This is a genomic window from Streptomyces sp. NPDC003077 (assembly GCF_040611095.1).
In the GTDB taxonomy this organism is placed as follows: domain Bacteria; phylum Actinomycetota; class Actinomycetes; order Streptomycetales; family Streptomycetaceae; genus Streptomyces.
Window position 1 is genome coordinate 304,463 of sequence record NZ_JBEXNM010000002.1, and the last position, 18,283, is coordinate 322,745.

The window sequence follows — 18,283 nt, forward strand, 5'->3', positions numbered from 1 at the left end:
AGGGGGAAGGAGGGGAGTGGCGAGGAGTGACGAGGGAGGGCGGGCGGTGATGGGGCGTCAGGAGCTCGTCACAAACTCGTCGGGAGTCCGGCCCCCGGCGAACGCGTGAGAGGTGCGGGTCAGGGCTTCAGGAGGGCCTTGATGGCGCGGCGGCCACCCAGGACGTCGGCTCCCCTGTGGGGCGGGGAGCCGACTGATCCGGTCCGGCGGCCCGTTACCTGTTCTCGCCGTTCCACAAAGGTCCCGTCTCCGCCCAGCGCCGGTCCCAGTCGGCCAGGCGCCTGGCGTCCAGGCAGCGGCGTAACCACCAGCGGATGCCCAGGAACACCAGGGCGGTGGCCGCCCCCGTCCACAGACCGGCGGAGATCGAGCTGGTCAGTGCCTCGTTCCGGCTGAGGGGCGGGGAGACGAGTTGGCCGTCGTGTCGTACCCAGACGCTGGTGCGGGAGCCTTTTCGCAGGTCCGGGCCGACTTCGATGGTGCCGGTGCGCGGGGTGCCGTCCGGCGCGGTCCAGTGGGCCGGGGCCACCTGATGGGTGCCCCGGAAGTCGGCGCCCGTCGTCGATCGCGCCGAGACTCCGTCCCGGAGCAGCACGGCCGGCACCCGGGACCGTTCCTGGGCCTGCCGCTCGACGACATGGCTCTGTGCTCCGTACACGATGGTCGCCGCCGCAACCCCCACTCCCGGGGCGCCGAGCACCAGGAGAAGCGTCATGAACAAACCCAGCCAGGCATCCAGCACGTCCACTGGGCGGCGCAACGGGCTCCGACGCCAGCGCCACCGCCATCCGACCGAACGACGCATAGGGCGACACCTCCTTCGCCGATTCGTACTGTCCTCCCGGAACGCGGGTGTGGGCAGGGGCAGGACGGGCTCTGCTCGGGGAACGGAAGGAATCGGCGGAACCGGCGGTCGGGCGGTCGGTGTTGCGGTGCCGACATCCGTTTCGGCGCCCGCGTCGGTGCCTGTTTCGGCGCCTGTTTCGGCGTTCGTCGCGGCACGCGCTTTGGCGTTCGTTTCGGCTCGCGTTACCAGGTCAACGCCGAACTACGGGCCCGTGGAAGTCCGCCGGTGTCCGCCTCTGGCGAGCCCGGTCGCCGTCAGAAGGTATCTACTGCCGGGACAGTCCAGCCGGATCGATCGCGAGTGGGAACGGGTCGTCCAGGTGGGTGGTCGCGCCCGCGAGTGCCGTGGTCCGCTCTACGTAGCAACCGCCCTGCAGCTCGTAGATGACGAGCATGGGGGCGGGGTCGAACTCCAGGCGCCAGAAGTGCGGGATGGCGGCCTCCGCATACAGCAGGGGTTTGACCTTGCGGTCCATGGTGCTGTTGCCGGGGGAGACCAGTTCGACGACGAGCTGGACCGCGTCGATGTCAACGGTGACGGGGTCGTCGGCGGTCGCGCCGGCGTCGGCCACGACCAGGTCGGGCACGACCAGCCCGGACGGTAGGACGACGTTGACGCCTTCCAGGATCTCCACCGGGGCGCCGACGGCTCGGGCGGCCGTTTCCAGGGCGACGTGGAGGCGGAACGAGGCGCGCTGGTGGCGGACGCCGGGAGCGGGGGACATGACGAGGGATTCCCCCAGCAGCTCATAGCGGGTGGCGCGGTCTTCGGGCAGGGCCAAGACGTCGGCGACTGTCCAGGGACCGGTGTGGTCGATGGCAGCGCTCATTCCCCTTCACCTCCTCATCCGCCCGGCAGGCACAGTGTGACTTCGGCAGGCGGTGCACGGTCAGCATATGGGTGCTCCCACCTGCCGACACGAGCGCTGCCATGAAAGCGACTCCTAGAGCAAGTGTGCCACTCGGTCACCCGCCCCAGGGGTGTCGGCATGGCTCGGAGCCGGGCGCAGACGCTGACGCTGATGTGGGCCGCCAACGGTGACAACGCGGGCCACGAACGGAGACAACTACGGACCACAGCCTTGCTTGCCGCCGCCCCATCCCTCCGCTGTCGTTGCCGTCAACTACTGCCGTCACCCCACGCACCAGCCCTGTCAGGGCGCGCCTGGCGAGGCTTCCGCATTGTCGTCGCATATGCCGCGCCCGGCATCAACTGGGGGCGCCGCCGCATCATCGCGTCACCGGGGCGTCGTCCCAGGAGGACGAGACGTTGGCCGGTCCCGCACCGCGCGGACCGGCCACCGTGACGGCCATGTCGGCCGCAGCCCAGGCCCAGGCCCCGGGCCCCGGCCCAGCCCCCGACCCCGGGCTCAGGCGATGCGCCGCCCGTTCGCGGTGGCGGGGACGGGCGGCCGGGCGTCCGTGACGGGCACGGGCCGGGAGCCCGGGACGGGAACGCGTCCGGAGGCCGGGGAAGGAAGGGGGCCGGGACCGGCGTCAGGGGCGGGGGCGGGGACGGGATGGAGGAACAACTCGTCCGTGGCGTGGATGACGAGGTCCGCGCCGACGCGGCACAGGTTCGGCCGGTGGCGCAGGGTGACGGTGTCGTCGACGGCCACGACGAGGCCGAAGCGGCCCTGCCGGGCGGTCCGGATGCCCGGCAGGGAACGTTCGACCGCGGCGGCGTGCGCGGGGAGTACGTCGAGCAGCCTCGCCGCCGCGGCGCGTGGGGCCCGGGGGCGGGCGGCCGTCTCGTGCCGCGGGCCACCGGAGACGACGGCCGTGAACAGGTCCGCGACCCTCGCCTTCTTGAGGAGCGCGAGGGCGTGCGGCCCCGCCGACACCGCCGCTACCGGTATGCCCTCCGCGCGCAGGGCCCTGAGCAGCCGGATGATGCCCGGCCGGGTCGTCGCGCCGTAATGACGGACGTAGTCGGACAGCGCCCGGTCGGCGCGGGCGGTGATGGCGTGCAGCGAACCCCAGCCGGGCGGCGCCGCCGGGTCGCCGACGGGCAGGTCGATGCCGCGGCTGCGCAGGTAGCGGGCGGCGCTGTCGAACGGCGGGAGCCCGTCGAAGTGGCGCGGGAAGTCCGTACCGGGGTCGAAGGGAACGATCCGCGCGGGAGCGGGCGGCGCGAACTCCTTGAAGAACGCGTCGAAGGCCCGTTTCCACGCGGCGGCACGCAGCGGGGCGAGGTTCGCGATGACCACGTCGACGTCGAACAGGACGGCGCGAGCCGTGCGCAGCCGGGGGATGAGTTCGCTGCGCGCGGGGGACGGGGACGGCGGCCTCATGCCTGCTCCCTCCCTTTTTGGACCTTGCTTCCTGCCGTCATCCTTGCCCGGCGGCACCCCGCGTGAGCAGGGCCGAACCGCCCTGTCCGGCGGCCCTTCGGCCCTTCGGCCCATCGGCGGGCGGCGGGGTGGGGGCGTGGGCAGGCCGGTGAGGGCCCCGGACCGGGGTTCCCTCACCGGCCTGCCCAGAGCCGCCCCTCAGCCGCTCAAGGCCGCAAGGGTGGCGTCCAGGTCGGTCGTCGCGCCGGTGCCGGTGGCGCAGGCGGAGGACCGGTTGTAGGGGAGTTTGGCGAGTACGCGGGCCATGCCGCAGGTGTTGCTGAGGGCGGAGAAGACCAGACCCCCGGCGACGCCCGCGGAGAGCAACCGGGCCCCCGGCACGCGTCGGCCGGCGACCAGTCCCGTCAGGACGAGGGACCCGGCCGCGAGGCGCACCTGGCGTTCCATGGCCCAGGGGGCGCGCACGCCGTCGACGCGCTGGAGGTCGTGGCCGCGCCGGGCCCAGGCGGTGGTGCCGCCGGTGAGGGTCGCGGCCTTGATGCCGTGCCCGGCGAGCGTGGCGCAGGCCTGGGCGGAGCGGACGCCCGACGCGCAGACGAAGAGGAGATCGCCGCGTCCGGCGGCGGTCCGCAGGGCGGGCAGCGCCCGGTCAAGCTGGTCGAGGGGGACGTTGTGGGCGTCGGGCAGGTGGCCGGAGGCGTACTCGCCGGGCGAGCGGACGTCGATGACGGTCAGCTCGTCCAGGCGGGCGTGGGCCTCTTCCGGGGTGAGGGAGGGGGTGGTCATGCTGGTGCTTCCTTTTCTTTGCGGACCACTGCCCTGCGATAGGATACCCGTAGGGGTATAACGAGGGAGTGGCTGGTGGAACTGGCGATGGCAGCTGAGGAACTGAAGACGGTGGTCAACCGGCTGCGCCGGGCACAGGGCCAGATCGCCGGCGTGATCAAGATGATCGAGGAGGGCCGGGACTGCGAGGACGTGGTGACGCAACTCGCCGCGGCCTCCCGCGCGCTGGACAAAGCCGGGTTCGCGATCATTGCGACGGGCCTCCAGCGCTGCTTGGGTGACGGGGAACTCGCGGCCGGTGAGGACCGCGAGCAGATGCGGGCCCGCCTGGAAAAGCTCTTCCTGTCCCTGGCGTAGCCAGGCGGCTCGACACAGGACGGGCGGCGCTCCGAGCGAACCGCTCTGCCGGTACAACGACGGACCGCGCCGCCGGAGTGCGCTGCGGATGCGGCAACGCTCGCGCTGTCGGTGCAACAACAGAGCGGTGCCACTTCATAGCGAGGCGTCCTGACGAGCGTTCTGACGAGCTTCATAGCGGGGCGTCCTGACGAGCGTTCTGACGAGCTGCCGCAGCAGGGGCGTCACGGCAGCGCGTCGTCACGGCAAGGCGTCGTCACCGCAAGGGATCGTCACAGCAACGTGGCGTCCACGAGCATGAACGTCGCCACGGCCAGCAGGGCGACCGCGAAGACGCGGCGCAGCAGCGTGCCGGAGACCTTGGCGGCCAGGCGCTTGCCGTCCCACGCGCCGAGCATCGCCGCCGCGGTGAACGGCGCTATCACCGACCAGTCGAGCCCCGCCGTCGTGGCGCCCCGCGTGGCCAGGGACGCCAGCGAGTTGGCGGAGATGACCAGCAGGCTGGTGCCGGCGGCGGCCTGCATCTCGAAGCCCAGGACGGTCACCAGGGCCGGTACGACGAGGAAACCGCCTCCCACACCGAGCAACCCGGTCAGCCCGCCCAGCCCCGCGCCCGCCCCGGTGGCCCGGACCGCCCGTACGCCGTCCGTGCTCTCACCCGCCGTGGCGCGCGGAGGCCGCAGCATCATGACGGCCGCGAGCGCGGCGACGCCGGCGAAGGCCGCGGTCAGCGCGGGCTGCGGCAGGTGGGACGCGGCGGCCCCCGCCGCGGCGGCCGGCAGCAGCCCGGCCGCGGCGAACAGCCCGCCCGCCTTCCACCGCACGTTGCCCGCACGGGCGTGCGCGTAGAGGGCGGTGAGCGAGGTGAGGGTGACGATGATGAGCGCGGCCGTGGTGGCGGCGGCCGGGGTGAAGCCGAGCAGGTAGACCAGCGCCGGGACGGCCAGGACGCTGCCGCCCCCGCCCAGCGCACCGAGCGCCAGACCGACGGCCCCGCCGGACACCACGGCCCATATGAGTGCTGCGGTCACGCTATGACACCGTCGCCGCCGCCCGGACAGGTCACGGGCAGCCCCGCCTCCGCCCACGCGGTCATCCCGCCGGTGACATCGGTCGCCTCCACGCCGCTCGCGGCCAGGATCTCGGCGGCCCGCTGCGAACGGTTCCCCGAGCGGCAGACGGCGACCACCGGCTTGCCCTGCGCTGCCGACGGGAGCGAGGCACCCGCCGACAGCCGGGACAGCGGCAGGTGCAGCGCACCGGGCGCGTGCCCGGCCGCCCACTCGGCGTCCTCGCGGACATCGACCAGCACGGCGTCGCCGTCGGCGACGCGCTGGTGCGCCTGCGCGGGGGTGAGGCGGCCGGGGCCGCGGCGGAAGAGGGAGAACATGGTGCGATCACTCCGTAGGAGGGGGTGGAACATCAATCAGGTGGGGTGGGGCGGGGTGGGGTCTGATCAACCCGCCGTGGTGTCGATCAGCCCGCGGGGGTTGGTCAAGCCGCGAGGGGTTGATCAACCCACGAGGGTTTGGTCAAGCCGTGAGGTATCGGCCAAGCCGCGAGGTCAAGCCGCGAGGGTTTTGGTCGACCCACCGTGGTGTCGATCAGCCCACCATGGTGCCGGTCAGCCCATCCCGGCAAAGTCGACGGACAGCCCGGCCGGAGCCGCGGACTCGAACCCGTCGTCGATGGCGACCACCTCGCGCCCGACCGCGTCCAGAAACGACGCGGCGATCGCCGCGCGCATGCCGCCCGCGCAGTGCACCCACACCACACCGCCCGGCACCTCGTCGGTCCGGCCGTGCAGCTCGTGCAGGGGGATGTGCACCGAGCCCTCGATCGCCCCGTTCGCGAGCTCGGAGTCGCGTCGGACGTCCAGCACCACCGGCTCCTCGCCCCGCGCGCGGGCCGCGGCGAGATCGGCGAACGTGGCGCGCGGGAAGGACCGCAGCCGCTCGCCCTCGCGGACCCAGGCGCTCGGGTCGCCGGTGGCGGCGGCTGCCGGGCGGTCGATGCCCACCCGGACGAGTTCCCGCTGGGCCGCGGCGACCTGCTCCGGCGTCTCCGCGAGCAGCGTGACCGGCTTGCCCCAGGGGATCAGCCAGGCCAGGTACGTGGCGAGCTTGCCCTCGCCCTCGAAGTTGAACGACCCGGCGACGTGCCCCGCGGCGAACGCGACCCGGTTGCGCAGGTCCACCACCCACTCCCCGGCCGCCAGCCGGGCGGCGATCTCCTCGGCGTCGGCGCGCCGCGGCGGGGTGAGGTCCACCGGCGCGGGACCGGCGGCGTTCGTCGGACCCATGTGCGCGTAGTAGGCCGGCACGTCGTCCAGACCGGCGAGCATCTCGGCGACGAACGTGTCCACGTCCTTGATCAGCGCGGCGTTGCTCCGCCGCTCGGCGCCGATGGTCGTGGACTCGCCCTCGGCCTGCGACGACGAGCAGAAGCTGCCGAAACCGTGGGTGGGCAGCACGGCCACGTCGTCGTCCAGCTCGTCGGCGAGCCGGTGCGCCGAGGCGTGCTGGGCGCGGGCCAGCTCCTCGGTCAGCCGCGGTTCGACCAGGTCGGGGCGGCCGACCGTACCGATGAGCAGTGACCCGCCGGTGAACGCGGCCACCGCCCGGCCCGCCTCCTCCAGGACGTACGAGGTGTGGTGCGGGGTGTGACCGGGGGTGGCCAGCGCCCGCAGGACCAGGCCCTCGTCGATGGTCAGCGTGTCACCGTCGGCGACCGGCGTCCGCTCGTAGGAGACCGACGCACCGGCCGGTACGAGGTAGCGCGCGCCGCTGATCCGGGCCAGTTCGAGGCCGCCGGTGACGTAGTCGTTGTGTACGTGGGTCTCCGCGACGTACGCGATCCGCACCCCGCGCCGCGCCGCGGCGGCGATGACCTGGTCGATGTCCCGCGGCGGGTCCACCACCACGGCGGCATCGGGACCACCGGCCAGGTAGCTGCGGTTGCCCAGACCCTCGAATTCCAGGGTGTCGACGAAGAACACGACCACGACTCCTTCCATGAGCGAACTATGTACCCCGGGGGGTATCTGTTTCTCACCATAACAGGGGTACCCCCGGGGGTATCTAGTGCCTGGAGGTAGGGATTCCGGTCACATCTCTGAACCGGACCGCTTCCCGGGCACCTCTTGGGCGCTGGTTCCGCGCTGGTTCCGCGCTGGTTCCGCGCTGGTTCCGCGCTGGTCCCGTCCCGGTTGTCGGGTGCCACGGGTGACCGCGTCGCAAGCGGTGTGGGGGGAGCCGGGGGCAGCGGGCGGTTTTACGGCCGTAAAACTCCGGGCCGGGCTCTTGGCCGGGGAACTGCGGGTGGGCCTCGCGGCTGTTCGCGGCTGTGGGGCTCCGGGGGCTCGCGGCGCGAGGGGCTCCGGGCGGTTTTTACGGCCGTAAAACTCCCGATGGCCGTATGCGTGCGAAGCGACCCCGGGCAGCCGCATGGCCGTGAGGCAGCGCCGGGAGTTTTACGGCCGTAAAACTCGGTCGGAGAGGTGCGGCGGAGGGATGCGGCGGACGGACGGCGCAGGGGGCTGCCGACGGTGGTGGGGCAGGGGTGCGGTGGTTCGGGTCGTTCCCGGCGTCTCAAGAAGGCTGCCAGTCGGCCTGCACCTGCTCGCCTGCTCGTCCCTCCGAAGGGCCGACCCCACCCCGTAAGGAACGCGTCGCACAGAGACACAGAGACGACGACCCCCGTCCGCAGCCGGGGAAGTGGCGCGGTCGGGGGCCGTCTGGGGCCGGTCGCGGTGTCGGAAGAGGGCAACCAGGGGCGTCCGGCGGGAGGTGTTGTCAGCGGCCGAGTGTGTTCAGTACCGCCTCTGCCATGACGCGTTCGCCCGTCGCGTTGGGGTGGAGGGGGAGCGCGGGCCGGGTCGGGAGCAGGCCCTCGATCCAGGGCTGTGACGAGCAGGTGTCGTGGCCCTTGGTCGGGGTGAGGGTGTCGACGTAGGTGGCGGCGTTGGCGGCGGCGGCGCGGGCGGTCTTGTCGTTGAGTTCGCCGAGAGTGGAGCGCAGGTAGGCGAGGTCACCCGTGGTGATGGGGAGTTTGCCCAGGCACCGCTTGGGATCGTCGGGCAGCACGGACGGGTAGCCGACGACGAGCACCCTGGCGTTCGGAGCCTTGGCGTGGATCTTCCGCAGGCCGTCGGAGAGTTGTGCCGCGGCGGAGTCAAGCCGCTTGCCGAGCGTGTCCCCGTAGGCGGCACGGCATGGGGCGCCGAAGGGATTGGTCACGGCGAGGGCGGCGCAGGCGGCGACGACATCGACGAAGCCGAGGTCCGAGGTGCCGATGTTGTTGCCGCCGATGGTGACGGTGACCAGCGCCGTGTCCCGCGTGACGGCGTCCAGTTGGGGACTGTTGACGACGATGCCGAGGTCGGTCTGCGCGGTGGTGAGCGCCGCCACCTTCGCTCCGGTGCAGGTCTTGTCCTGGTACGAGGACGAGGCGAGGGCCGCCGCGACGACCCGCCCGTAATTGCGGTCGGAGCGCAGGCACAGGCCGCCCGACAGGGCCGGGATACCGGCGCCGGCGGCGTAGGAGTCGCCCAGCGCGACGTACCGACCGGCCGGGGGCGCGGCGGTGGCCGCGGCCGTGGCCGTGGTCGCGCTCCGTTCCACGGCTTGGGCGGCGGGGGTGACGGCGGTGAGGGTGGTGGCGAGCAGCGCCCCACCGGTCAGGGCGGAGGACCACTTCCTCAGGGTCTTGGCCCGCAGGGTGCTTCTGATGCGTGAGACGACGTTTCCGGTCAAAGGTGTCTCCTGAGAAGGCGGAGGAGTGCGGAGGAGTTCCGAGCAGCCCCAAGGAGTTCCGAAGAGCCCCGGGATCGCCGAGGAGTTCCGAGGAGTTCCGAGGAGTTCCGAGGAGTTCCGAAGAGCCCCGAGGAGTCCCCGGAAAGGGGGAACGCGAGAAAAGAACAATGGGATGGGAGGCGGGGGAGGGCCCTGTTCCGGCAGATACCGACGGTAACGGTTCCGGTATCGTCGCGGCCCCCCGTGTTTCGGGCCATGTTCCGGCGCACAGCAGCACACCCGGTCACACTGTGCCCGCGCACAACCGGGCCGTGCTGTACGCGTGAGTACCCTGCGGGCCATGAGCCGTACGCAGGACCCGCCCGCCGAGATCGTCCCCGTGGCGGCTGCACTCTTGGGAAGAGCGGGCGAGTTGGGCGTCCGTATGGCGCGCCGGATCCGGGCGGAGGTGGCCTACTACGGCACCGCGGAACACGTCCCGTTCCAGGAACTGAGCGCGTCCTGCCGACGCAACGCGGAGCTCGTCCTCGGCCAGCTCGTCGACGGCAGGACGGCCGCCGACATGACCTCGGCGCAGGACACCGGCCGCGTACGGGCCCGCCAGGGCGCGCCGCTGGGCGAGTTGCTGCACGCGTACCGCGTCGGGTCCGCGTTCCTGTGGGCCGAGTTGGCCGCCGGGGCCCGGGCCGCCGACGGCGTCACCGCGGACACGATCGTGGCGCTGGCCGCCTGGTGGGTGGACGAGGGGCTCGCGGCGGCGGCCGGCGACGCCTACCGGGAGGCGGCCTCCGAACTGCTGCTCCAGCGCGAACGGGAACGCTCGGTCCTGGTCGAGGCCCTGTTCACGGGGCTGCTCACCGATCGCATCACCCTCTGGGAGGCCGCCGACGCGCTCGGCCTGCCGACCGCAGGGCCGTTCATGGTGGTGGCGGTCGAGACGCCCGCGCCGGGACGCGAGGCGCTGCCCGGCGTCGAGGACCGGTTGCTGGCCGAACGGGTGCGCTCCGCCTGGCGGTTGCTGCCCGATCTGCAAGTCGGCGTGGCCGCGGCGGGGCGGACGGCGGAGGAAGCGACCCTGCGGGTCCTCGGCCGGTACCCGGACGCGCGGATCGGCGTCAGCCCGGAGTACCACGCGCTGCGGGACACCCCCCGGGCGCTGCGCCTCGCACGCCTGGCGCTCGCCGGAACACGCGCGCCGGCCGGCGTCGTCCGGTTCGACGACAGCCCGGTGTCCCTGCTGGTGGCGGCTGCTCCGGAGGAGGCCGGCCGGATCGGCGAGGCCGTCTTCGGACGCGTACGGGAACTGCGCCGGGAGGAACGGGACCGGTTGCTGGAAACGCTGGAGCAGTGGTTCGCCGCCGGGGGCTCGGTGACGGAGGCGGCCCGGCTGCTGTACTGCCACCGCAACACCGTCCGCTACCGGCTCCGCAGGCTGGAGGACCTGACCGGCCGCTCGCTGCGAGATCCCCGATCGGTCGCCGATCTGGCCGTGGCTTTACGGGCGTTGCGGTTGGGGGACGAGGGCGGGGGCGGGGACGGTAGCGGGGACAGGGACACGACGGGGCGGTTGTGAGGCCGCGGGGGTGGGAGAGGGGAGCCGCCGCCCGCTGACGTCCCGTCCGCGCGGCCGTGAGAGTGCGGGGGAGGGGGGAGGCCGAGCCGCCCCCCGCCACGATCCCGTCCGTACGGGCGTGACGGCTCGGCATCGGCATCGGCATCAGTCCACCCGCGCCGCCTCCCGTGCCGTCCCCCGCGCCGCCTCCCGCACATCGGCGAGGACGCAGCTCACGTTGTCGGGACCGCCGGCCTGGTTGGCCAGCGCCACGAGTTCGCGCACCGCCTCCTCCGGGGGCGTGGCCGTCGACAGGACGCGGCGTATGTCGTCGACCGGCACGACCCCCGTCAGGCCGTCGGAGCAGAGGAGGTAACGATCCCCGGGCCGGGCATCGTGCAGGCGGATGTCCGGGGTGGCGTCGGCGCCCGGGGACAGGGCGCGGACCAGCAGGGACCGCTGCGGGTGGGCGGTGGCTTCGTCCGGACTGATCCGCCCCTCGTCGATCAGGGACTGCACCACGGTGTGGTCGTGGGTGATCTGGAAGAGCGCGCCCTCGCGCAGGAGGTAGGCGCGGGAGTCCCCGATGTGGACGAGCGCCAGCCGGGAGCCGGTCCACAGCATCGCGGTCAGCGTGGTCCCCGCCTCGTGCGGCGCCGATTCGGTGGCGCAGACGCCCCGCACGGCCCGTCCGGCCTGCTCCAGGGCGTCTTCGAGGACGTTGAGGAGACTGCCCGCGGGGAGGCGGTCGGTGTCCAGGTGCTTGAGCGCGTCGATGGCGGCGGCGCCGGCGGGGGCTCCCGCGCCGCCGAAGCCGTCGGCGACGGCGAGCAGGCGGGACCCGGCGTACGCGGTGTCCTGGTTGCTCGCGCGGACCAGGCCGGCGTCGGACAGCGCGGCGTAACGGATCTCCAGGTGGTGGGTGTTCGCGGACACGGCGGGGTCCTTCCAGGAGAGATGGTCGATGAGGAAGGCGGCCAGTTCGCGCCGGGCCGCGGTGTCCGCCTCGACCTGCGCCCAGTAGGCACGGACCTCCCGGGCCGCCGCGGACGGTTCCAGGGCGCACACCTCCCGGATACGGGCCAGCGGCATGCCGAGCCGGCGCAGCCAGGCCACCAGCCGGGCCCGCTCCAGTTGCTCCGGGGCGTACAGGCGGTAGCCCGTCACCGGATCGACGCGGGCGGGTGTCAGCAGCCCGAGCTCGTCATACAGGCGCAGCGCCTTCGGCGACAGCCGGGACGCCCTCGCGAACGCCCCGATGGTCAGCACGTCCATGCCCGCTCCTCCTCATGCCGGGCTCCGCGCCCGGCCCCACCGATGCTGTGACTTGCCCCAAGGGGAAGGTCAAGCCGGGGGTGGGGCGGGGTTTCGCCGCCGCGGGCTTCCGCCACATGAAGCGTTACGGACCGCGCCTGACCACCCACCCCCGCCTCCTCCACCGCGCGCCCCTGCCCCGAACATCCCCATGCGTGGTGGGATGCGCACCATGACCGATGACGCGCGCGACACCGTCCTGTCCCGGCTCGACACCGTCCTGTCCCGGCTCGACGCCCGCATGGCGGATCTGGAATCCCTCTACGAAGACCTGCACCGGCACCCGGAGATCGGCTTCCAGGAGACCCGCACGGCCGCCGAGGCGGCCCGCCGTCTCACCTCGTACGGGTACGAGGTCCACACCGGCCTCGGCACCACGGGCGTGGTCGGCGTGCTGCGCAACGGTGACGGACCGGTGGTCCTCCTGCGTGCCGACATGGACGCGTTGCCGGTCGAGGAGCGCACCGGCCTGCCGTACGCCTCCACCGTCCCCGGGACCATGCACGCCTGCGGCCACGACGTGCACGTCACCTGTCTGGCCGGGGCCGCGGACCTGCTGGCCGCCGGGCGCGACCACTGGTCCGGCACGGTGATCGCCCTCTTCCAGCCGGCGGAGGAGGTCAGTGGCGGGGCGCGTTCCATGGTGGGTGACGGTCTCTTCTCCAAGGGCCTCGTGCCCACCCCCGATGTCGTACTGGGGCAGCACGTGGCGCCGCTGGCCGCCGGCATGATCGCGTACTGCTCGGGGGCCTGCATGGCGTCGGCGGACGGCCGGAGGATCACCTTCCACGGCGTCGGCGGACACGGTTCGCGCCCGGAGAGCGTGATCGACCCCATCGTGATGGCGGCGGCATTCGTACAGCGGGTGCAGGGCGTCGTCGCCCGGGAGGTCGCACCCAAGGACCAGGTGGTGATCACCATCGGTGCGCTGCACGCCGGCAACGCCGCCAACGTCGTCCCCGACCACGCGACGGTCGACCTCACCGTCCGCAGCTTCGACGACGACGTGCGCGCCCGGGTGCTGGCGGCCATCGACCGCATCGCCAAGGCCGAGGCCGCCGCCTCCAACGCACCCCGCGCACCGGAGACGGAGGTACTGAACGCCTTCCCCGTCACCCGCAACGACCCGAAGACCCTCCACAAGGTCAACGACGCCTTCGCCGCACTCTTCGGCGCCCGCAACCTCCTCGCCTACGAGCCGGTGAGCGGCAGCGAGGACGTCGGAGACCTGGCGACGGCGGCCGACGCGCCGCTGTACTACTGGTGGCTCGGCGGCTGGGACCCCGACGCCTTCCACGCCGCCCTACGCGCCGGACGCGTCGACCAGGACATCCCCACCAACCACTCGCCGCACTTCGCCCCCGTCAAGCAGCCGACCTTGACGATGGGCGTCCAGGCCCTCGTTACGGCGGCGTTGAGCCACTTGGGGTGAGGCGCCCATGTCCGTTGCGTGTGTAGGTGTGTAGGTGCGTACGTGCGTTGGGCGCATGGGCGCTTCAGCCTCCGAGGCGGTGTGCGAGGTCGAGCAGGTCCGCCAGGCGCAGCACCCGTCCGTCGAATCCGGGGAGGGGGACGTGGAGCGGCCGGGTCCAGTGGACGGGGATCGCGTCCAGTCCGTAGTACGCGCCCGCGAGGCCGCCGGTGACCGCGGCGACGGTGTCCGTGTCCCCTCCGAGGTCGATCGCCGCGCGTATCGCCGCTTCGAATCCGGTGGTGGTGCGCAGGGCCCAGACGGCGGAGCCCAGGCAGGGCCAGACGGCGCCGTTGAACTCCGTCGCCTGGTCGGGGTGCCAGTCGGGGGCGAGGACCGTGCGGTAGCGCGGGCGGTGGTCGGGGTGGACACGCGCCAGGACGCGCGGAAGCGCGGTGAGGGGATCGGCGCCTTCGATGGTGACGCGGACGAGCTCGTGGAAGATGGCGGTCCCCTCCCACGCGGCGCGGTCTCCGTGGGTGAGGGCCGCGATGCGGCGGGCCGCGTCCATGGTGGCCTCCGGGCCGGCGGACGCGAAGTGGACCGCGGACGTCGATGCCCGCATCAAGGAACCGTTCCCCGCGGCTCGCGGATTGGTTCGGAAGTGCGCCGCGGCGGCCTGATCCCAGGGCAACCCGTTGGTCAGGACGTCCTCTGTCTGGAGGCCGATGTCCTTGGGCTCGCCCGCCGCCCACCGCTGGAAACGGGCGAAGATGTCCGGCAGATCCAGCCCGCCCCGCTCCACCAGGGACTCCGCCACCAGGACCGCCATCTGTGTGTCGTCGGTGGCCTCGCCGGGTTCCCAGCCGCCGCCCCCGCACATCTCGTCACCGGCACCCGGGATGGGGAACCGGGCGGAGAACGCCCCTGACGGACCGAACTCGAAGGGGCCGCCCAGCGCGTCCCCCACCGCCGAACCGACGATCGCGCCGGCGGTCCGTTGGGCCCGGTCCACTCGGCCCCGCTTTCCTCGCGTCATCGGTGCAGGCTATCGGCAGGCATCGGGCGATGGAGCGCGCCGTCTCGGACCACCCTCGCTGCTCACGCGGGCTTCGTCCGCACCGTCGAAGACGGCCACGAGCGTGGAGGTGCGGGTCGGTGTCCCCGCGGGGCCAGCCGTACGGGGTGCCCCAGCCGCCAGCCGCCAGCCGCCAGCCGAACGCCGGGGCTTGCCGCCGGTCGGCGGCCACCGCGTTGCCGGTGAGTTCGGCCAGTTCCCCGCCTCTGTCATCGGCGTCCCCGTCCTCCGTCACCGCCGCCCCCGTCCTCCGTCACCGGCGTCCCTGCCCCCCCATCACCGCCGCCCCTGCACCACCAACGCGCCATACGTCGCCAGCCCATACGCCAGATGAGGCACCGCATCCGAAACCCAGTCGCCCGCGGACCAGGACGTCGGATCGCTGACCTTCAGACGGGCCATCGGCAGATCGCTGGCGGCCATCGCCAGTGCGCCGGTGAGGATGCCGCCCAGCAGCAGCGGTGGCCGGATGCCGATGCCTCGTACGATTGCGACCGCCACGCCCACCGCCGTGCCGACGGCGATGCCGGACAGGGAACCGAGTCCGGTCAGCCGGTTGTCACGCTCCTCGCCCCGGCCTGGTACGGGGTGCCCGGAGACGGTGGCCAGGGTGTCCAGCGTCTCCTGCGGCGTGTTGCTCGTCGGTCGGCCTCGCCAGGCCATGTCGCCGTAGGTGACGGCGTTGAGTACGGACGTGCCGGCGGCGCCGGCCACCGCGCCGCGCGTGATCAGTCGGAACATGCGCTGCTGGGTGTCCCGGAGTCTTCTGTGGCGAAACAAGGCGGAACCATTCGTACGCGAATGGAGCAGGGGTGGGGGCCGAGGGCCGGTCGTGGGAGGCGCTTCAGGCCTGCGGGTGGCCGGGGGCCGGTGACGGGCAGCGTTTCAGGCCGCTTCCGCGCGTTCGGTTTTTCGCGGGGACGCGGTGGCGGCCAGGAGGAGCCCGGCCGTCCAGAGGAGGGCCGCGATGACGGCCGCGCCGGGGTCGGTGGCGGGAGGGAGGGACCAGGCCCACCACTCCGGGGTGCTGTCGCGGCCGACGCCGAGGAGGAGGGTGGGGCCGAAGGTGCCCAGGGGCAGCAGCCAGGCGAGGCCGCTGCCGAACAGCCGGCCGCTGATCATGGCAAGGCCGAGGTAGCCGACGGCGTTGCGTGCGGCCGTGACGAACACCGGGAAGGGGAGACCGGCCGGCAGGGGCAGCGCCGTCAGCAGGACGGCCAGCAGTGCCAGGCCGGTGAGGTGGAGGGCGCGGTGGCGGTGCATCGGCTGGGCGGCGGTCAGTTCGAGGTCGGCCATCGGGGTGAAGAGGGTGGTGCCCAGGACGATGGCGTACGCGACGGGGGCGATGGCGGCGACCGGCACGCCGAAGTCGACCAGGTAGCGGAAGTCGGGGAAGTCCACCTGGCTCCCGGCGAAGGCGGTGGTGGCCAGTGCGATGACGAGGCAGATGAGGGCGGCGCGCGGGAGGTCGCGGCTGCGGGCGAAGGCGAGGGCGGGGTTCATCGGGGCAGCGGGGGGACCGGTCGGCAGGCGCGGATCTGGCGGGCGGCGGCGTTCAGCCAGGCGTCCTGCTCGGCGCGGGGGGCTTTGACGAAGCGGTCGACGGCGGCTGAGAACTGGTCGCCGTACTCGGTGCCGACGATTTTCGCTCGCCGGTGGAGGACCGCTTCCACGAAATGGGTGTCCGGATAACCGCCGGCCTCCCGCATGGTCACGGGATCATCACCGCAGTTCGGGCCTGGTTCGACGGCTCCGTAGAGCATGTCGCTGATCAGAGCGTCGGTACGGATCTGAGGTGAATTGACCTGCAATTCGACACCGGGACCGTGGCTGGGTCCGAGGCCCCTTTGGTAATAGCGGTGCTGGAAATCGCGGAATGGTCCGGTGACCTTGTCGACGTACGCGACGGCGTTTTCCACCTGGGTCAGCAAGTGGCGGTCGTCCGGCCACATGCAGGCGGTGGTGCGGCCGGAGGTCGTGCACAGGGGGCGGGCGGGCTGGGCGCGTTCGGCGGCCCAGAAGGAGTCCAGGCCCAGCGGCCGGGTCAGCAGCGTGCCGCCGGCGGCGAGGGCGAGCAGGGCGGCGGGCACGGCCGCGTAGGCACGCGGGGCCACCAGCGGGCGGCGCAGGGCGGCGGGCAGGGCGAGTACGGCGACGGCGGCGGCCAGACACCAGACGGTGGCCAGCAGCAGCCGGGAGTCCAGGGGCCGCAAAAACTGGTCCCAGTGTTCGTCGATGGCGGGGAACAGCTTGACCAGGGGGAGGTGAGGGAAGAAGGCGAGGGCGACGAACAGGCCGTACCAGGCGGCGCCGACGAGGGGAGCGGTCAGCCGGACGGGCACCAGGGCCCCGACGGCGACGCCGACGGCCGTCTGGAGGCCGAGCATCCCGGCGCCGAGCAGCACCGGGGTCCACACGGGTTCGAACACCTCGCTCACGCTCGCCGTCCGCAGGAAGGCGATCAGGACGAACAGGGCGTAAGCGACGAGGCAGCAGAGCCAGGCGGCGGCCCACAGCACCAGGTGCTGGGTCCAGCCGCCGCGCGGGGTGGTGTCGGTCCAGGCGCGGGTGCGGTGGCGGTAGCCGCGGCCGGCGGTCCAGGCGGCGACGGTGCTCATGATCGAGCCCATCACGATCACGGCGAAGATCTGGGGCTCGATGGCGGCCTGGGTCCACCACCCGATCCAGTCGCTGTCGGCCGGGTCCGCGGTGACCAGGTACCAGCCGCCGATCAGCGCCAGGACAAAGGCGACCCTGCTCGCCTCGCCGCGTCGGAGCTCCAGAAGCAGCATGCGCGTCACAGGTGCGGCCCGTTCTGCTCGACGACGGCGAGATACCCGGCTTCCACGGCGGGACCGGTGAGGACGACGTCCCCTTCTCCTTCTTCTCCCTCCCCGGCGAGGGCGCACAGTTCGGCGGTCGTGCCGCTGAACCGGACGTTCCCCTCCAGGAGCACCGAGACGCGGTCGCAGACATGGGCGACGTCCTCGGCGAGATGGGTGCTCAGGACGACGGCGGACCGTTCCCCCAGACCGCGGATCAGGTCGCGGAAGCCGACGCGCTGGGCGGGGTCGAGCCCGGCCGTGGGCTCGTCCAGCAGGACCAGCGCCGGGTGGTTGACGACGGCCTGCGCGATGCCCACGCGGCGCAGCATTCCACCGGAGAGCGCACCCATTCTCCGGTCCGCGTATTTCTCCATCTCGACCAGGCGCAGCGCCTCGCGGGCCCGTTCGGCGCGCTGGGCACTGGGAACCTTGCGCAGCCAGGCCGCGTACTCGACGAATTCCCGGACGGTGAAACGCGGATGATGCCCGAACGCCTGCGGCAGCACCCCGATGCGCTCACGTAAGCGCCGCATGCGCGCCCCGCCCGTCACCGGCTCGTCCAATACGGAGACGTTTCCCCGCTGCGGTCGGCGGGCGGTGCTCAGCAGCGACAGCAACGTGCTTTTGCCCGCGCCGTTGGGGCCGAGGAGCGCGGTCGTCCCGGTGCGGAAGTCGATGGACACGTCGTCGAGCGCGACCACGGTTTTGAAGCGGACCGTGGCGCCTCGGACCGCCGCGACCGGCGCGACCTCGGTATCGGTGGTGGTGCTGCTCTCGATCAACACAGTTTCCCGTCGGGGTAGGGCGCGGACGTAGCCCTGCACACGGCTACCGGGAACTGCGGCAGGCCCGGGTGACAGCGCGCGGTGTCATACCGGCTGCGCCGCCCGCCCTCCGGCCGTTTCGCTTTCCGTTCGGCCGGTCGGCGGACGCCCGGCCGGCGGACGTTCGGCCGGTGCAGGCAGTCGTCGGCGTGGTCAGCCGCTGGCATGGTCAGCAGTCGGTGCGGCCAGCCACCGGCACGGTCAACCATCGGTGCCGCCGGCCGTCGTTCGCGGCCGATCCG

17 protein-coding genes are annotated in these 18,283 nt (G+C 72.8%); 3 read left to right on the forward strand and 14 right to left on the reverse strand.

Translation table 11 applies throughout. From position 1 onward, the window contains the following. Nucleotides 1–214: 214 nt before the first annotated feature. The 4 genes from ABZX96_RS02700 to ABZX96_RS02715 form a co-directional block, all read right to left on the reverse strand. Entirely contained in the window at nt 215–715 is a 501-nt protein-coding gene (locus tag ABZX96_RS02700) for a hypothetical protein (protein ID WP_355536626.1), read from the reverse strand. Nucleotides 716–1,112: 397 nt separating this feature from the next. Continuing rightward, on the reverse strand, nt 1,113–1,676 hold the full coding sequence (locus ABZX96_RS02705; RefSeq protein WP_355536627.1) for a Uma2 family endonuclease: 564 nt from the start codon (nt 1,674–1,676) through the stop codon (nt 1,113–1,115). Between the two features lie 540 nt (nt 1,677–2,216). Next, nucleotides 2,217–3,140 carry an HAD family hydrolase gene (locus ABZX96_RS02710; protein WP_355536629.1) on the reverse strand — a complete coding sequence of 308 codons (924 nt, stop codon included), beginning with the start codon at nt 3,138–3,140 and terminating at the stop codon, nt 2,217–2,219. 198 nt (nt 3,141–3,338) lie between these two features. Next, on the reverse strand, nt 3,339–3,926 hold the full coding sequence (locus tag ABZX96_RS02715; RefSeq protein WP_355536632.1) for a rhodanese-like domain-containing protein: 588 nt from the start codon (nt 3,924–3,926) through the stop codon (nt 3,339–3,341). Between the two features lie 75 nt (nt 3,927–4,001). On the opposite strand from ABZX96_RS02715, the gene ABZX96_RS02720 reads away from it, so the two are divergent. Next, the gene (locus tag ABZX96_RS02720; RefSeq protein ID WP_355536635.1) at nt 4,002–4,283 is read left to right on the forward strand and encodes a metal-sensitive transcriptional regulator; all 282 of its coding nucleotides are present in this window, start codon (nt 4,002–4,004) and stop codon (nt 4,281–4,283) included. A gap of 272 nt (nt 4,284–4,555) precedes the next feature. Here ABZX96_RS02720 and ABZX96_RS02725 read toward each other — a convergent pair whose 3' ends face one another. The 4 genes from ABZX96_RS02725 to ABZX96_RS02740 all read right to left on the reverse strand — a co-directional run bounded on the left by ABZX96_RS02725 (nt 4,556) and on the right by ABZX96_RS02740 (nt 9,037). After that, nucleotides 4,556–5,314 carry a sulfite exporter TauE/SafE family protein gene (locus tag ABZX96_RS02725; RefSeq protein WP_355536638.1) on the reverse strand — a complete coding sequence of 253 codons (759 nt, stop codon included), beginning with the start codon at nt 5,312–5,314 and terminating at the stop codon, nt 4,556–4,558. Then, complete coding sequence (locus tag ABZX96_RS02730; protein WP_355536641.1) at nt 5,311–5,673, reverse strand: rhodanese-like domain-containing protein; 363 nt, start codon at nt 5,671–5,673, stop codon at nt 5,311–5,313. The genes ABZX96_RS02725 and ABZX96_RS02730 overlap by 4 nt, the downstream gene beginning before the upstream one ends. A gap of 234 nt (nt 5,674–5,907) precedes the next feature. Next, the gene (locus ABZX96_RS02735) at nt 5,908–7,281 is read right to left on the reverse strand and encodes an MBL fold metallo-hydrolase (protein ID WP_355536711.1); all 1,374 of its coding nucleotides are present in this window, start codon (nt 7,279–7,281) and stop codon (nt 5,908–5,910) included. A 796-nt stretch (nt 7,282–8,077) separates the two neighbouring features. Next, nucleotides 8,078–9,037 carry an SGNH/GDSL hydrolase family protein gene (locus tag ABZX96_RS02740; RefSeq protein WP_355536643.1) on the reverse strand — a complete coding sequence of 320 codons (960 nt, stop codon included), beginning with the start codon at nt 9,035–9,037 and terminating at the stop codon, nt 8,078–8,080. A gap of 340 nt (nt 9,038–9,377) precedes the next feature. Between ABZX96_RS02740 and ABZX96_RS02745 the strand changes: the two genes are divergently transcribed. Next, entirely contained in the window at nt 9,378–10,610 is a 1,233-nt protein-coding gene (locus tag ABZX96_RS02745) for a helix-turn-helix domain-containing protein (RefSeq protein WP_355536646.1), read from the forward strand. Between the two features lie 144 nt (nt 10,611–10,754). Here ABZX96_RS02745 and ABZX96_RS02750 read toward each other — a convergent pair whose 3' ends face one another. Continuing rightward, nucleotides 10,755–11,864: a MerR family transcriptional regulator gene (locus tag ABZX96_RS02750; RefSeq protein ID WP_355536649.1), complete on the reverse strand. Its 1,110-nt coding sequence runs from the start codon at nt 11,862–11,864 to the stop codon at nt 10,755–10,757. Between the two features lie 211 nt (nt 11,865–12,075). Between ABZX96_RS02750 and ABZX96_RS02755 the strand changes: the two genes are divergently transcribed. Continuing rightward, the gene (locus ABZX96_RS02755) at nt 12,076–13,335 is read left to right on the forward strand and encodes an amidohydrolase (RefSeq protein WP_355536652.1); all 1,260 of its coding nucleotides are present in this window, start codon (nt 12,076–12,078) and stop codon (nt 13,333–13,335) included. A 64-nt stretch (nt 13,336–13,399) separates the two neighbouring features. Here ABZX96_RS02755 and ABZX96_RS02760 read toward each other — a convergent pair whose 3' ends face one another. The 5 genes from ABZX96_RS02760 to ABZX96_RS02780 form a co-directional block, all read right to left on the reverse strand. Then, nucleotides 13,400–14,329 carry an ADP-ribosylglycohydrolase family protein gene (locus ABZX96_RS02760; RefSeq protein WP_355536714.1) on the reverse strand — a complete coding sequence of 310 codons (930 nt, stop codon included), beginning with the start codon at nt 14,327–14,329 and terminating at the stop codon, nt 13,400–13,402. A gap of 339 nt (nt 14,330–14,668) precedes the next feature. Then, nucleotides 14,669–15,133: a hypothetical protein gene (locus ABZX96_RS02765; protein ID WP_355536655.1), complete on the reverse strand. Its 465-nt coding sequence runs from the start codon at nt 15,131–15,133 to the stop codon at nt 14,669–14,671. A 144-nt stretch (nt 15,134–15,277) separates the two neighbouring features. Next, complete coding sequence (locus tag ABZX96_RS02770) at nt 15,278–15,895, reverse strand: hypothetical protein (RefSeq protein ID WP_355536658.1); 618 nt, start codon at nt 15,893–15,895, stop codon at nt 15,278–15,280. Next, nucleotides 15,892–17,184, reverse strand: coding sequence for a hypothetical protein (locus tag ABZX96_RS02775; protein WP_355536661.1), 1,293 nt, complete (start codon nt 17,182–17,184; stop codon nt 15,892–15,894). Before ABZX96_RS02775 ends, ABZX96_RS02770 begins: the two co-directional genes overlap by 4 nt. A 5-nt stretch (nt 17,185–17,189) precedes the next feature. Further along, on the reverse strand, nt 17,190–17,999 hold the full coding sequence (locus tag ABZX96_RS02780; RefSeq protein WP_355536664.1) for an ATP-binding cassette domain-containing protein: 810 nt from the start codon (nt 17,997–17,999) through the stop codon (nt 17,190–17,192). Nucleotides 18,000–18,283 lie beyond the last annotated feature (284 nt).